Here is a 14,588-nt window from a genome sequence, read left to right as displayed (position 1 = left end):
AACAAAAAGTGTTGCCAAAGGAATCCAAGACCAGCCAAACCGAAGCCTGACCAGTCCGGGGTATAAATCATAATTGGCACTGGCTTATCAAGCACCCTGTTGAGTTCTCAAAGAACAACCACACACCACTCGGGCGTCCCACATCGTGGGAACCCGCTTGGGGCAACTCCTCTACCTTACTCGGCTCATTTCCCGTCGTCAACCTCGTGTTCGAGGTGATCAAGGAAGTGTTCCGAGGCCCACGATGACGCTCGCCGTATCACGGCGGTCGTTGCTGTCGTGGGAAGCCGCAGACCGGCCGATCGCCACTTTGTGGCCATCCGCCCGGCTCCTGCCGGCTTCCGAACTCTACCCGGCCGGCCTCGCGATCGCAACCCCGTCTTGGAGTGTCCTCGCACCGCCCGGATCCTCAGCCTCGCCCGGCGTCTCCGCCACGAGCCTGGTGCCGTTGTCGGCCGGTTTGTCCGGCCTTCCGCGTGCAGAGAGAAAGTTACGCCGCCCGCTCGGAGAAGGCAAATCGGCGTTCGTCACTGTGGGTCCGGAACGGCCGCCGGCGGTCACGCATTCGTGATGAGCGCGTGGGTCCGAAGGCGGTCCTGGCGTGCCAGAGTGTCTGTCATGGCTGACCTCCCGCGTACCCGGGTGACCGTACTCGCCGAGGACGCGCTGACGGGACTGCTGCTGCCGTTCTGGCAGTTGGTCATCGGCGCCTTCGTGGTCTTCGTCGTCCTGGTCTCGGTGGCTCGGCTGGCCCGCCGTGGTCGGTCCCGCATGACGACGGCGCTCCTGGTCACCGCCGCCGCGATCGCCGGCTTCGCCGTGCTGGGCGTACTGCTTCAGGGGTGAGCGTCAGAGCCGGCGGTTCGCGAGGCTCGGCAGCTCGGCGCGGATGGTCCGCAGCCGGTCGAGATCGAGGTCGGCGACGGCCAGGCCCGGGCCGTCGGGCACCTGGGTGAGCACTGTCCCCCACGGGTCGACCACCATGCTGCGTCCGTAACAGCTCCGGCTCGGCTCGTGGTCGCCGACCTGCCCCGCCGCGGCGACGAAGCACTGGTTCTCGATCGCCCGCGCACGCAGCAGCACCTCCCAGTGGTCCCGCCCGGTGTGGACCATGAAGGCCGCCGGCACCACGAGCAGCTGGGCGCCGCCCTCGACCACGAGCTGCCGGTACAGCTCCGGGAACCGGAGGTCGTAGCAGATCGACAGGCCGACGCGAAGGCCCTCGACGTCGACAACCACCGGCTGGTCGCCCGGGGCGACGGTGGCCGACTCCAGGTAGGAGACCCGGCCGGGGATCTCCACGTCGTACAGATGGATCTTGCGGTAGCTGGCGGCCAGCGTGCCGGAGCGGTCGAAGACCAGGGAGGTGTTCCAGGTGCGGGCCGGATCCGGCCCGCGCTCGTGGATCGATCCGGCGATCAGCCACATGCCCAGCCGCCGGGCGACGCCGGCGAAGAACTGGCCGACCTCGCCGTCGACCGGCTCCGGCTCGGGGAGCCCCGCAGCGGGGCCGAGATAGTCGACGAACTCCGGCAGGAGCGCGAGGTCCGCGCCGGCCGCCGCCGCACGTTCCAGCATGGCCTCCGCGGCCACGAGGTTCGCCTTACGGTCGTCCCGGGTGTTGAGCTGGCAGACGGCGACGCGCATGGGGATCAGCGTACGACCGGAGGGGGGCGGGGCGACAGGGTCGAAGAGGTTGGGGGGCTCCCCGGCCACGGCTGGGTCGAGCCTCCGGCGTCGGCCGGGCCGGACACGACACCGCGCCCGACCGGAGCGGTCGGGCGCGGCGGCGGTGGATCAGGCCGACTTCTCCTCGCGGTCCCGCCGGGCACGCCGGCCGGTGAACTCGCGGGGAACGATCGTCGGGTTGACGTTCTCGAGCACCACCTCGCGGGTGATCAGCACCCGGGCGGCGTCGGGGTTGCTCGGCACCTCGTACATCACGGAGAGCAGGACCTCTTCCATGATCGCGCGCAGGCCGCGGGCGCCCGTGCCGCGCAGCATCGCCTGGTCGGCGATCGCCTCCAGGGCCGGCGGCTCGAACTCCAGCTCGACGCCGTCGAGCTCGAAGAGGCGCTGGTACTGCCGGACCAGGGCGTTGCGCGGCTCGGTGAGGATGCGCACCAGGGCGGTGCGGTCGAGGCTGCGCACGTTGGTGATCACCGGGAGCCGGCCGATGAACTCGGGGATCAGCCCGAACTTCAGCATGTCCTCCGGCATGACCTGGCTGAAGATGTCGTCGGTCGACCGCTCGGAGACCGACCGGAGCCGGGCGCCGAAGCCCGTGCCGCCGTGGCCGGTGCGGGCCTCGATGATCTGGTCGAGCCCGGCGAAGGCACCACCGCAGATGAACAGCACGTTGGTGGTGTCGATCTGGATGAACTCCTGGTGGGGGTGCTTGCGCCCGCCCTGCGGCGGCACGTTGGCCACCGTGCCTTCCAGCATCTTGAGCAGCGCCTGCTGGACGCCCTCGCCGGAGACGTCCCGTGTGATCGACGGGTTCTCCGACTTGCGGGCGATCTTGTCGACCTCGTCGATGTAGATGATGCCGGTCTCGGCGCGCTTGATGTCGTAGTCGGCGGCCTGGATCAGCTTGAGGAGGATGTTCTCCACGTCCTCGCCGACGTAGCCGGCCTCCGTCAGCGCGGTGGCGTCGGCGATGGCGAACGGCACGTTCAGCATCCGCGCAAGGGTCTGCGCCAGGTGGGTCTTGCCGCACCCCGTCGGGCCGAGCAGCAGGATGTTGGACTTGGCCAGCTCGACGGCGTCACTGCCGGAGCCCGGCGCGCCGGCCGCCTCGGCCTGGATCCGCTTGTAGTGGTTGTAGACCGCGACGGCGAGCGCCTTCTTGGCCTGGTCCTGCCCGACGACGTAGGTGTCGAGGAACTGGCAGATCTCCATCGGCTTGGGAAGCTCTTCCCACTTCACCTCGCCGGACTCGGCCAACTCCTCCTCGATGATCTCGTTGCAGAGATCGATGCACTCGTCGCAGATGTAGACCCCAGGGCCCGCGATGAGCTTCTTGACCTGCTTCTGCGACTTACCGCAGAACGAGCATTTCAGTAGGTCGCCGCCGTCACCGATCCGTGCCACCTACGTTCTCCCTGCACTCGTCGGCCGGAGACCCGGCCCTTGCCTGCGGACGTGGAAGCGTCCGCCTCGTTTCACTCCGCTCGTCCACCCCGCCGGCGCACCGGTGGAGCGGCACAGACCCGACGTTACCCGCTGGCGGAGGTTTCTCCGACCCCCAAATCGGGTGTGTCAGACGGTCGGCCGGGAGCGGACTCCCGGCCGACCGCGACCCGAGCTGTTCAGCTGGCGGCGTTGGCCGCCAGCAGGCCCTTCTTGCGGCTGGTGAGAATGGTGTCCACCAGCCCGTACTCCTTGGACTCCTCGGCCGTCATGATCTTGTCACGGTCGATGTCCTTGCGGACCTTCTCGATCGGCTGGTTGCAGTGCCGCGAGAGCATGTCCTCGAGCTGCGTGCGCATCCGCAGGATCTCCCGGGCCTGGATCTCGATGTCCGAGCCCTGCCCGTAGCCGCCCTCGGTGGCCGGCTGGTGGATGATGATCCGCGAGTTCGGCAGCGCCATCCGCTTGCCCGGGGTGCCGGCGGCCAGCAGCACGGCCGCCGCACTGGCGGCCTGGCCGAGGCAGACCGTCGAGATGTCCGGCCGGACGTACTGCATGGTGTCGTAGATCGCCGTCATGGCGGTGAACGAACCGCCGGGCGAGTTGATGTACATGATGATGTCGCGGTCCGGGTCGGTGCCCTCGAGCGTCAGCAGCTGCGCCATCACGTCGTTGGCCGACGCGTCGTCGACCTGGACGCCGAGGAAGATGATCCGGTCCTCGAAGAGCTTGTTGTAGGGGTTGGACTCCTTGACCCCGTACGACGTGCGCTCGACGAACGACGGCAGGACGTAGCGGTTGTGCACGGCCGCGAACTGGGGCGGCAGGCTCAGGTCGGTCATCGTCAGCTCCTCAGCTCAGGGTCCCGGCGCCATCCGGAACCTGGGCGGCCCCGATGATCACCTTGTCGATGAAGCCGTAGTCCAGGGCCTCCTGGGCGGTGAACCAGCGGTCGCGGTCGGAGTCCGCCTCGATCTGCGCCTGGCTCTGGCCGGTGTGGTGCGCAACCCGCTCCTGGAACATCCGCTTGGTGTAGAGCATCTGCTCCGCCTGGATGGCGATGTCGGACGCGGTGCCGCCCAGACCGCCGGAGGGCTGGTGCATCATGATCCGCGCGTGCGGCAGGGCGTAGCGCTTGCCCTTGGTGCCGGCGCAGAGCAGCAGCTGACCCATGGACGCCGCCATGCCCATCGCCACGGTCGAGACGTCGTTGTCGATGAACTGCATGGTGTCGTAGATCGCCATGCCGGAGTAGACCGAACCGCCCGGCGAGTTGATCCAGAGGTTGATGTCGCGGTCCGGGTCCTCCGCGGCGAGCAGCAGGAGCTGCGCGCAGATGCGGTTGGCGACCTGGTCGGTCACCTCGCTGCCCAGGAAGATGATGCGTTCCTTGAGCAACCGGTTGTAGACCGAGTCGTCGAGGTTGCCAATGGTGTCGCCACCGCGGGCATCGATCGCCCGGAGCGGCTTCGCTTGGATGTGCATGTCGGTCATGGCAGCCCTTCGCTCTCCGTACCGTCCTACCCGACACTAACCGCTCAGCCGGATGGCAGAGCGCCGGTCCGGGCAGTGTTCGCTATCAGCGCAGTACCGCCGAGGCGTACCCGAAAAGGGAATCGGCCGCCGTCCACCGCAGGCGGCGGACGGCGGCCTCCCCGCACTGTCAGTGCTCGTGGTTGTGCTCGGCCTCGTTCTCGGCGCGCAGCGCGTCGAGGGTGACCTCGTTGCCCGCCGAGTCCTTGATCTTGATGCGCTCCATGACCGAGGCCAGGGCCTTGCCCCGCCGCACGTCACCGAAGACGGCACCGGCCGCGCCCGAGCGGACCAGCTGGTCGTAGTACTGCTGCGGAGCCATCCCGGCGCGCTGGGCCCGGTGCACGATCTCGTGGCCGAACTCGTCGTCGGAGACCTGCACGTCCTCGGCGTCGGCCAGGGTGTCCAGCAGCAGCTGGACCTTGACGCCCTCGGTCGCCGCCTCGGTCAGCTCGGCGTCGATCTGCTCCTCGGTCTTCTCCTCGGCCGCGAGGTATTCCTCCAGGGAGGCGCCGATCCGCTCGAGCTGGTCGACCATCGCCTGCTTGCGGCTCTCGACCTCCTCGCGGACGATGCCCTCCGGCGCCGGCACCTCGGCGGCGGCCACCATCTGCTCCAGCGCCTTGTCGCGGGCGGCGTAGATCTGCTCGACCCGCTTGCCCCGGGTGACCCGCTCCCGCAGGTCGCCGCGCAGCTCCTCGATGGTGTCGAACTCGCTCGCCATCTGGGCGAACTCGTCGTTGAGCTCCGGCAGCTCCTTCTCCTTGACCGTGCGGACGGTCACCGCCACCTCGGCGTCGCGGCCGGCGAAGTCGCCGCCGACGAGCTGGGTGGTGAAGCTGGTGTCCTCGCCGGCGGCCAGGCCGACGACGGCCTCGTCCAGGCCCGAAAGGAGCTGCTTGCTGCCGACCTCGTGGGAGATGTTGCTGGCGGAGCCGCCCGGCACGTCCTCGCCGTCGACGGTCGCGTTCAGGTCGATCTGGACGTAGTCGCCCTCCTGGGCGGCCCGCTCGACGGTCTTCAGGGTGGCGAACCGCTCGCGCAGGTTCTTCACCTGCTCGTCGATCTCGCTGTCGTCGATCTGCAGCTCGTCGACGGTCACCTCGATGGTGGCCGGGTCCGGCAGGGTGATCTCCGGGCGGACGTCGACCTCGGCGGTGAAGTTCAGCGAGTCACCGTCGTTGAACTCGGTGATCTCGACCTCGGGACGGCCGAGCGTCTTCAGGTCGTGCTCGCGGACGGCGGCCAGGATGTTCTGCGGGATGGCCTCCTGCACCGCCTCGTTGAGGACGGTGCCCCGGCCGACCCGCTGGTCGATCACGGCCGCAGGAATCTTGCCCTTGCGGAAGCCGGGCACCTGGACCTGCTGCCCGATCTCCCGGTACGCCTTCCTGAGGCTCGGCTCGAGCTCGACGAACGGCACCTCGATGGCGAGCCGCACGCGCGTCGGGCTCAGAGTCTCGACGGTGCTCTTCACAGGCGTACTCCTTGACGGATCTCGGTTTTAGTCTGGGCGTGATAAGCCCATCGAGTGTAGGCGAGCCGGCCGGACGCACCGGCAGCGGCCGGGGACCGCACAGAGGGCGACCCCGGCGACCGGCCGCGGACGACAGTCGGGGTGGCGGGATTTGAACCCACGGCCCCTCGCTCCCAAAGCGAGTGCGCTACCAAGCTGCGCCACACCCCGTGGCGACGAGCAGTCTATGCCGTCGCGACCCGCCGGAAGTCCCGGGGCGTCCCTCAACGCGCCGAAGGGGGACCAACCGGACATCCGACGCTCCGACACCACCCCGCCGGGGATACGGCCGCGCGGAGCACGCGGGTCATTCGGTACGCTGTCGGCGCGCCCTGCGATGGCGGGGCGCACGCGGGCGTAGCTCAATGGCAGAGCTTCAGTCTTCCAAACTGACGGTGCGAGTTCGATTCTCGTCGCCCGCTCCAGCAGTACCGGCCCAGGTCAGCGACGTATTCGCCGAGCCTGGGCCGCTCTCGTTTCAGCCCCATACCCAGCGGTAGTCGGTCTGACAGGCGGCAGACCACGATCCCGGAGTCGTTCGCCGGGCGGTCGTCGACCGCGATGCCGGTCCCGCGCCCGCGCCTGAAGGTGACCCAGTCGCCGCCGAACCGGAGGGTGGTCGCCAGCGGGTCGCGGTCGGTGAGCGAATACGGGCGGAGCCTCGTACCCGAGCTTCAATGGCCTGCTGGCCTGCACGGCAGGAAGCGACATGGTACCGAAACACGGTCAGACCGAGGCGGTAGTGAGCAAATTATGTCGATCCGCCGATCACTCGCCTATCGTGGCCATTGATCACACACCAGGGCATGGCTGAGGCGGAGCAACGACCGCCCTGCCGGAAGAGGTAGGAAATGGCGAAGAAGGTTGCCGTCAAAGTCAACGAGGATGCGATCGTCTGGAAGGAGTTCACCAGCGCCAAGGGGAAGAAGTACGAGGTGGGCTACCTCGGCGAACCCGGCGCGGACCAGGGCGGGTCGGGTGCACCCATGGGGAAGACCGACTTCGGCATCAGCTGCAACTGGCCCGTTGGCGGAAACGACTGGATAACCACCGAGAGCAGTTTCAAGACCACGACGGCCATCTCGAGGTACAAGCTGCACTCCAATGCCGACATGTCGGGTGACAATGTCGGCGGCTATGCCTACCGGCTGGATTTCTCCAACGAAGAGCACTACGACTACGACTTCTTCGACCAGGAAGGTGACAGCTACCGGTGCAACACCTTCAGCAATACTGACCATTTTGTTCGGTACAACTCCGACAAGCCCACGATTGCGTACATCAAAGGTAGTTAGCGTCGCGAGCCACCGATCGGCAGGTGCACGGGCAGCGCCGGGAGGCGCTAAAAGCACCCGCCCGCGGCTCGCCGGGTGTGCTGGTCAAGCTGCTCCTGTGCGTTGTCGGCGGAGTCCACGACGCGGTCGGGGTCCTGTCGACCTTCGACAACCCGGTCACCTTGCCGCCTACGCCGGCCTGGCGCCGGTAGAGCCCTCGGCGAACGCGCCGTCTCCACCCTCAAGACCACGCTGACCGGCAACAGCCGGTAGCCCCGGCCCGACCGATCACGACCCCGGTGGACTCGAAGTAGCGGGTGTGCGCGGTGCAGAAGAGCAGAGCCAGCCGGGCGTCTGGGCGACCACGACAGTGGCGCGGCGAGGAACGTCGCGACGACCGGCGCTCGGCTGGTGAACATGGCTCCATGTGACCGGAGCCGGGGCCAGGCATCGGTGGATGCCGACGTCGTCGACGAAAACCCGACCGCCCCGGGCAGCGCTGACGCGTACCCTTCGGACGTGGAACTTGATGATCTTCCTCCTGCGGAGTTCGCCTTCCCGGGGCCGCTGCGGGACCAACTGGTGGCCGCGATCCTGTCCGGCGCGAAGACCTCGACGTCCAGCCTCGTGCTCGGCTACGAGCGGACGGACGAGCCGATGCCCGAGGTGGGTGAACGCTCGGCGGTGGTCGACTCGGCGGGCCGGCGGGTCGCGGTGATCGAGGTGACCGAGGTACGCGTGGTCCGGCTCGGCGACGTCGACCTGCCGCACGCCCTCGACGAGGGCGAGGGGTACGAGTCGGTGGCGCAGTGGCGGGCCGGGCACGAGACGTTCTGGCACAGCGCGGAGGTGCGCGCGGAGCTGGGCGACCCGGGCTTCACCGTCGACGACGACACCGCGGTGCTGCTCGAGCGCTTCCGGCTGGTGCACACCGTCTGAGCGCCCCTTGCCGTGCACGCGACCCGGGCGCGCGGCGGCACGCGCCGTACGCCCGGGTCGGTCGCCGCTCAGCCCCAGTTCTGGGGGGCGGGCTGGCGGGTGGTGGCGTTCAACCGGTTGAAGAAGTTGGTGGTGGCGAGCCAGAGCACCAGCGCGGCCAGTTCCTTCTCCTCGAAGTGCCGGGCGGCCTCGTCCCACACCTCGTCGGGCACGGGGTCGGCCCGGTCGGCGAGCCGGGTCGCGGACTCGGCGAGCGCGAGTGCGGCCCGCTCGGCGTCGGTGAAGTACGGCGTCTCCCGCCAGGCGGCCAGCGCGAACAGCCGCTCCTCGGTCTCCCCCGCCTTCCGGGCGTTGCGGGCGCCGGAATCGAGGCAGGCGCTGCACCCGTTGATCTGGCTGGCCCGCAGGTGGACCAGCTCCAGGGTGCTCCCCGGGACCCCGGCCGAGTGGGCCGCCTTGTAGAGCAGATTGATCGCCTTCACCGCGTCGGGAAGCAGGGTCGCGGGGTTCCGCATCCGGGCCTGTACGGACATCGTGTGCCGTCCTTCCTGTTACGCTGCCGACGCCCCCGCCCGCAGCGCTTTCCTCTTCGTCACCCTGCTGTCGACAGCCGGAGGGGCGACGTGACAGATGTGACCCGGGCCACACGAAGGCCGGAGGCCGACCGGGATGGCGATGCCGTGAGCGACACCGACCTGCTCGCCGAGCGCTTCGAGGAGCAGCGCCAACGGCTGCGCGCCGTGGCCCAGCGGATGCTCGGCTCCCGGACCGAGGCCGACGACGCGGTCCAGGACACCTGGCTGCGGCTCAGCCGCGCCGACGTCGACGGCATCGAGAACCTGCCGGGCTGGCTCACCACCACCGTCGGGCGGGTCTGCCTCGACCGGCTGGGCTCCAGCGCCGCGCGGCACGAGCGGCCCGCCGACGTGGCCGCCGACGAGTCGACCACGCCCGGAGACGGCGAGGTCGACCCCGAGCGGGAGGCGATGCTCACGGAGTCGGTCGGGCGCGCGCTGGACGTGGTGCTCCGGACCCTCGGCCCCACCGAACGGCTCGTGTTCGTGCTGCACGACATGTTCGCGGTCTCCTTCGACGAGCTCGCGCCCGTGGTCGACCGCAGCCCGGCCGCCGTACGGCAGATCGCCAGCCGGGCCCGCCGGCGCGTGCAGGGCGGGTCGCCGGCGCCGGAGGCCGACCGGGCCCGGCAGCGTGGGACCGTCGAGGCATTCCTCGCCGCGTCCCGCGAGGGGCGCTTCGACGACCTGCTCACCCTGCTCGACCCGCACGTCGTCCTGCGCTCCGACGCGGCGGCCGTGCGGATGGGCGGGGCCGGCGAGGCACGCGGCTCGGCCACGGTCGCCAGCTTCTTCTCCGGCAAGGCGCAGGGGGCGGTCCCGGCGTTCGTGGACGGCGCACCGGGAGCGGTGGTGCTCGTCGACGGCCGTACCCGCCTGGTGCTCAGCTTCGTGGTCACCGACCGGATCCTCGGCATCGAGGTGGTCGCCGACCCCGAGCAGATCGCCGGCCTGGACCTGATCGTCGGGTGACGGTCCGCGCCGCCTGAGTCGCACGTCAGGGCGCGATCGGCGCTGGTGCGGCTGCTGCGTACGATTCGGGGCCGGGCATCCCCTCGTCCCGCGGAGGTAACGGCAGATGGCAGGCCAGCACGAGGGGTACGCCCTCGGCGTCGACCTCGGCACGTCCCACACCGTCGCCGTGCTGCGTCGGCCCGACGGGCACACCCGAGCACTGCTCGTGGACGGCCAGCCGATCATCCCCTCCGGCGTGTACGCCGACGCGGACGGGCTGCTGCACGCCGGCCGGGACGCCCAGCGGCTGGCCCGCACCGATCCGGGCCGGTACGAGCCCAACCCGAAGCGGCGCATCGACGAGCCCGCGGTCGTGTTGGGTGACCGCCGGTACCCGCCGGCCGAACTGCTGGCCGCGACGCTGCACGCGGTGGCCCGGGCGGCCGTCGAGGCGGTCGGGTTCCTGCCCCCGGCGGTGCTGACGTGCCCGGCGACCTGGGACGCCGCCCGCCGCCAGGTGCTGGCCGACGCCCTGGCGACGGCCGGTTGGCCGTCGGCGGCCGAGCACACGCTCTCCGGTCCCACGCCGCCGGGCACCCGGCTGCTGCGGGAACCGGTGGCCGCCGCCCGCTACTACACGCAGGTGCTGCGCCGCCCGGTGCCGGTGGGCGGGACGATCGCGGTCTTCGACTTCGGCGCGGGGACGCTGGACGTCGCGGTGCTGCGCAACGAGGGCGCCGACCCGTGGGGCGACTCCGGGTTCACGGTCGTCACCGCGGGCGGCGCGGACGACCTCGGCGGCCTGGACGTGGACGCCGCCCTGCTGGGTCGGCTCGGCGAACTGGTCGCCGAGGCGCATCCGGCGCGGTGGGAGCGGCTGACCCGCCCGGAGTCCGCGACCCAGTGGCGGGAGCGGCACGAGCTCTGGGAGAACGTCCGGGGCGCGAAGGAGATGCTGTCGCGGGTGCCGGCGGCGCCGGTGGCCGTGCCGGGGGTGGAGGCGGCGGTCACGCTCACCCGGGCCGACCTGGAGCGGGTGGCCGGGCCGCTGCTGGGCCGGGCGGTGGCGGTGACCCGCGACGTGATCGGCGCGGCCGGCCTCGACCCGCAGCAGCTCTCCGGCCTGTTCCTGGTCGGTGGCGCCACCCGGATGCCGATGGTGGCCCGGCTGCTGCACGCCGAGCTGGGCATCGCCCCGACCGTGCTGGAGCAGCCGGAGCTGCCGGTGGCCGAGGGGGCGCTGACCGACCTGCCCCTGCCCCGGCGCGCCCGGGCCGCCGACGCCTTCGCCGCGCCCGCGCCACGGCCCGCCCCGGCGCAGCCGGCCGGAGCACCACCGCCCGATCCCGCCGCGCCGGCACCGCAGGCCCCCGCACCGGCACCGCCCGCCGTGCCGGCGCAGCCCGCGTCCGCCGGCAGCACGCCGCACGCGCCCGCCGCACCGGGGGACGGCGTCGGCGGCCAGGACGGCAGTGCGCCGACCGTGCCCGCCGGCCCGGCCCCCACGCCGACCGCCGTCGCCGGACCGGAGGGCGTCACGCCGGCCCTGCCCGCCGGGCTGACGCCGACCATGGTCGCCGGGCCGCCGACCGCCCCGACCGTGCCCGCCGCACCGGCACCGGCCGACCCGTTCGCACCGCCGGGCGCGGGCCCGTCACCGTTCGCACCGCCGTGGGCGCCGGCTGCGGGCCCGTCGGGCGCACCGGCCGAAGGCGTGGCACCCCACGCACCGCCGGGCGTACCGCAAGGTGGTCCTGCGGGGGCGTGGCCGGGCGTACCCGTCTCCGGCACGCCGGTGTCGCCGTCGCCCGGCGGCGGCCGGAGTGGGCCGGCGCTCCCCCGACGCCGGGCGCTGTGGATCTCGCTCGCCGCCGTGCTCGCGCTCGCCGGCGTGGCGACGGCGGCGGTGCTGTACCTGACCCGGGACCGCTACCCCGCCCTGGAGTTCCGGACCGTCGACCAGCTGACCCGGGTGCCCGCCGGCACGGAACGACCGGCGGACATGTTCACCGCGGTCCTCGGGCAGCGGGCCTACCTCGGGTATCCGCTCGGCGACGGGCGGCTGGAGGTGGTGGCGGTCGACGCCGGCACCGGCGCGGTGAAGTGGCGCAAGCAGACCGCGGTGTCCTCCGACCGGTGGAAGGGGATCGTCGCCCTGCCCGGCGCGGTCGCGGTCTTCGCCGACGCGATCGGCGACGACACCCCCCGGGACCTCGTGCTGCTCGACGGCGCCTCCGGCGACCAGCGGTGGCGCCGGTCGATCCTGGGCAACGACGACGTGATCTTCGGCGACGGCGTCGCGGTGCAGGTGGACCGCGCCGGGAAGCGGCTCGTCGGGCTGCGCCTGGGCGACGGCGGGGAGGTCTGGTCGCAGCCCAGCCCGCGCGACGAGTACGACAACGCCCGCACCAGCGTCCACCCGGTCACCACCGACAAGGCCCTGGGCGGCCCGGCCTTCCTCGACGGCTCCCCGCGCGATCCCTGGCGCGGCGAGGTCAACCGCATCGTGCAGGTGGGCGCCGACCGGTCGGTCCGACTGGTCGACATGGGCAGCGGCCGGGTGGTCCGCACCCGCGCCGGGGTGGCCGACCACGACGACCTGGTGGTGGCGCACGAGGACCGCCTCTACGTGGCCCGCGACGACGCCGGTTACCAGCTGCTCGCGTACGACCTGACGGGCGACGCCCAGCCGAAGGTGCTGTACACGGCCGAGGACGACAAGCGCCGCCCGGAGGCCCTGGTGCCCTGCGGCGAGCGGCGGGCGTGCCTGCTGGAGGTGACCGGCGGCGACGACGAGACCACCGAGGTCGTGGCGGCCACCGAGGAGAAGATGAGCCGGTGGAAGGCGCCCCGGGCGACCCGGCTCGTGGCGCTCGGCGAGCACCTGCTCGCCCGGCGGACCTCCCCGGAGTCGGCCGGCACGCTGTTCGACCCCGACGGTCGCGCCGTGCTCGCCGACCGTGGCGGGGTGGCGGTCCGGCTCGACGGGGGCAACCTGCTGCTCCTCGCCGACCCGCCCAGCTCGGTCGAGGACGACCGCAGCGTCGCCGGGTTGTCGGTGGGCTCGGGCGACGTGACCGAGCTGGGCCAGCTGGCGGACGTACGCAGCGACACGTGCTCGTGGAACACCAGCGTGATCGCCTGCGGTGCCGGCAGGCAGCGCGGGGACGCCGGGGCGGAGTCCCCGTACGGATTCGTGCTCTACCGGTTCGCCGGATAGCCGACACTCCGATAGGCATTCAGATGGATCTATATAGCCGATAGCCTCCTCTCAACGGCCAGGCTGCTCCGCGTCCGGTCACGAGCCGGCGCGGGGCCGACAGGAGGAGGACCGGCAGATGACACTTCCCCGTACCCGGCGATGGCGGGCCCGCACGGTGGGCGTACTCGCCGCCGCCGCGGTCGTCGCCGCGATGGGCACCCCCGCGGCGGCCGCCCCGGCCACCGGCGAGATCCTGCACGCCGACGCCGCGAACGCGGTGACCGACGGATACGTCGTCGTGCTCAGGGACGACGCCATCGGACGCGCCGACGACCGGCGGGCCACCGTCACGGACGCCGCCGGCCGACTGGCCGACCGCTACGGGGCCACCGTCGACCGCGTCTACGGGCACGCGCTCAACGGGTTCGTGGCGCACCTGCCGGAGCGGGCCGCCCGGCGGCTCGCCGCCGACCCGGCCGTGGCGTACGTGGAGCGGGACCGGGTGGTGACCCTCGTCGGGCCGGGCGTGCAGCTCAACCCGCCGTCGTGGGGCCTGGACCGCATCGACCAGCGCAACCTCCCGCTCGACGGCCGGTACGCCTACCCGAACACCGCGCACAACGTGCACGCGTACGTCATCGACACCGGCATCCGGAGCACGCACGGCGACTTCGGCGTCCGGGCCGGCGGCGGCGTCGACCTCGTCGACGGCGGCCCGGCGGACGACTGCAACGGCCACGGCACCCACCTGGCCGGCACCATCGGCGGCACCCGGCACGGGGTGGCGAAGGAGATCCGGCTGCGGCCGGTACGGGTGCTCAACTGCGCCGGCAGCGGCACCTTCTCCCAGGTGATCGCAGGGGTGGACTGGGTCACCGCGAACGCCGTGCGGCCGGCGGTGGCGCTCCTCGCGCTCGGCGGCGGCGCCAGCACGGCGCTGGACGCCGCGGTGAACCGGTCGATCGCGTCCGGGGTGACCTACGCGGTCACGGCGGGCAGCTCGAACACCAACGCCTGCAACTTCTCGCCGGCGCGGGTGGCGGCGGCGCTCACCGTGGCCGGCACCACCAGCACCGACGCCCGGATGCCGAGCGGCAACCACGGCAGCTGCATCGACCTGTTCGCCCCCGGCGCCAACATCACCTCCACCTGGCACACCGGCGACGCGGCGGTGGTCACCATCAGCGGCAGCTCGATGGCCGCCGCGCACGTCGCCGGCTGCGCCGCGCTCGCCCTCTCGGCCAATCCGACCTGGAGCCCCGCCCAGGTGGCCGCGTACCTGGTCGGCAGGGCGACGACCGGAGTGGTGACGGGCGTGGTCAGCGGTACGCCGAACCGCCTGCTCTACTGCGGCCCCTGACCCACGCGGCCCGTCGCACCGGCGGGCCGCGCGGCTCACCCGCGGCCGTGGCCGTGGACTCCGGCTGCTGCCGGGGCCGGGGCTGCGGCCGTGGCCGCGGCGG

12 protein-coding genes and 2 tRNA genes are annotated in these 14,588 nt (G+C 71.8%); 7 read left to right on the top strand and 7 right to left on the bottom strand.

Annotated elements, in window-relative coordinates; translation table 11 throughout:
* Positions 1-618 precede the first annotated feature (618 nt).
* The gene (locus RM555_RS27345; RefSeq protein ID WP_121399376.1) at positions 619-846 is read left to right on the top strand and encodes a hypothetical protein; all 228 of its coding nucleotides are present in this window, start codon (positions 619-621) and stop codon (positions 844-846) included.
* A gap of 3 nt (positions 847-849) precedes the next feature.
* On the opposite strand, the gene RM555_RS27340 is transcribed toward RM555_RS27345, so the two are convergent.
* From RM555_RS27340 to RM555_RS27315, 6 genes are all read right to left on the bottom strand, one after another.
* Entirely contained in the window at positions 850-1,647 is a 798-nt protein-coding gene (locus RM555_RS27340; protein ID WP_311414424.1) for a carbon-nitrogen hydrolase family protein, read from the bottom strand.
* A 150-nt stretch (positions 1,648-1,797) separates the two neighbouring features.
* Positions 1,798-3,093 carry an ATP-dependent Clp protease ATP-binding subunit ClpX gene (gene clpX, locus RM555_RS27335; RefSeq protein ID WP_132239237.1) on the bottom strand — a complete coding sequence of 432 codons (1,296 nt, stop codon included), beginning with the start codon at positions 3,091-3,093 and terminating at the stop codon, positions 1,798-1,800.
* 218 nt (positions 3,094-3,311) lie between these two features.
* Complete coding sequence (locus tag RM555_RS27330) at positions 3,312-3,974, bottom strand: ATP-dependent Clp protease proteolytic subunit (protein ID WP_132239239.1); 663 nt, start codon at positions 3,972-3,974, stop codon at positions 3,312-3,314.
* 10 nt (positions 3,975-3,984) lie between these two features.
* Complete coding sequence (locus RM555_RS27325; protein ID WP_091628855.1) at positions 3,985-4,626, bottom strand: ATP-dependent Clp protease proteolytic subunit; 642 nt, start codon at positions 4,624-4,626, stop codon at positions 3,985-3,987.
* A 169-nt stretch (positions 4,627-4,795) separates the two neighbouring features.
* Complete coding sequence (gene tig / locus RM555_RS27320) at positions 4,796-6,142, bottom strand: trigger factor (protein ID WP_311414423.1); 1,347 nt, start codon at positions 6,140-6,142, stop codon at positions 4,796-4,798.
* Between the two features lie 136 nt (positions 6,143-6,278).
* Positions 6,279-6,352 (bottom strand) — tRNA-Pro (locus RM555_RS27315).
* Between the two features lie 180 nt (positions 6,353-6,532).
* Here RM555_RS27315 and RM555_RS27310 point away from each other — a divergent pair.
* From RM555_RS27310 to RM555_RS27300, 3 genes are all read left to right on the top strand, one after another.
* Positions 6,533-6,606 (top strand) — tRNA-Gly (locus tag RM555_RS27310).
* 426 nt (positions 6,607-7,032) lie between these two features.
* Positions 7,033-7,476: a hypothetical protein gene (locus RM555_RS27305; protein ID WP_311414422.1), complete on the top strand. Its 444-nt coding sequence runs from the start codon at positions 7,033-7,035 to the stop codon at positions 7,474-7,476.
* 498 nt (positions 7,477-7,974) lie between these two features.
* Positions 7,975-8,394, top strand: coding sequence for an ASCH domain-containing protein (locus RM555_RS27300; RefSeq protein WP_311414421.1), 420 nt, complete (start codon positions 7,975-7,977; stop codon positions 8,392-8,394).
* 68 nt (positions 8,395-8,462) lie between these two features.
* On the opposite strand, the gene RM555_RS27295 is transcribed toward RM555_RS27300, so the two are convergent.
* Positions 8,463-8,927 (bottom strand): carboxymuconolactone decarboxylase family protein, encoded by a 465-nt coding sequence (locus RM555_RS27295; RefSeq protein ID WP_225852341.1) that lies wholly within the window; start codon positions 8,925-8,927, stop codon positions 8,463-8,465.
* Positions 8,928-9,074: 147 nt separating this feature from the next.
* Between RM555_RS27295 and RM555_RS27290 the strand changes: the two genes are divergently transcribed.
* The 3 genes from RM555_RS27290 (at position 9,075) to RM555_RS27280 (ending at position 14,485) form a co-directional block, all read left to right on the top strand.
* On the top strand, positions 9,075-9,941 hold the full coding sequence (locus RM555_RS27290) for a sigma-70 family RNA polymerase sigma factor (RefSeq protein ID WP_311414420.1): 867 nt from the start codon (positions 9,075-9,077) through the stop codon (positions 9,939-9,941).
* Between the two features lie 106 nt (positions 9,942-10,047).
* Entirely contained in the window at positions 10,048-13,143 is a 3,096-nt protein-coding gene (locus RM555_RS27285; protein ID WP_311414419.1) for an Hsp70 family protein, read from the top strand.
* Positions 13,144-13,261: 118 nt separating this feature from the next.
* Entirely contained in the window at positions 13,262-14,485 is a 1,224-nt protein-coding gene (locus RM555_RS27280) for a S8 family peptidase (protein ID WP_311414418.1), read from the top strand.
* Positions 14,486-14,588 lie beyond the last annotated feature (103 nt).

This window comes from Micromonospora reichwaldensis (assembly GCF_031845925.1).
GTDB classification, from domain to species: Bacteria; Actinomycetota; Actinomycetes; order Mycobacteriales; family Micromonosporaceae; genus Micromonospora; species Micromonospora reichwaldensis.
This window is presented reverse-complemented; position numbering and strand designations above follow the sequence as displayed.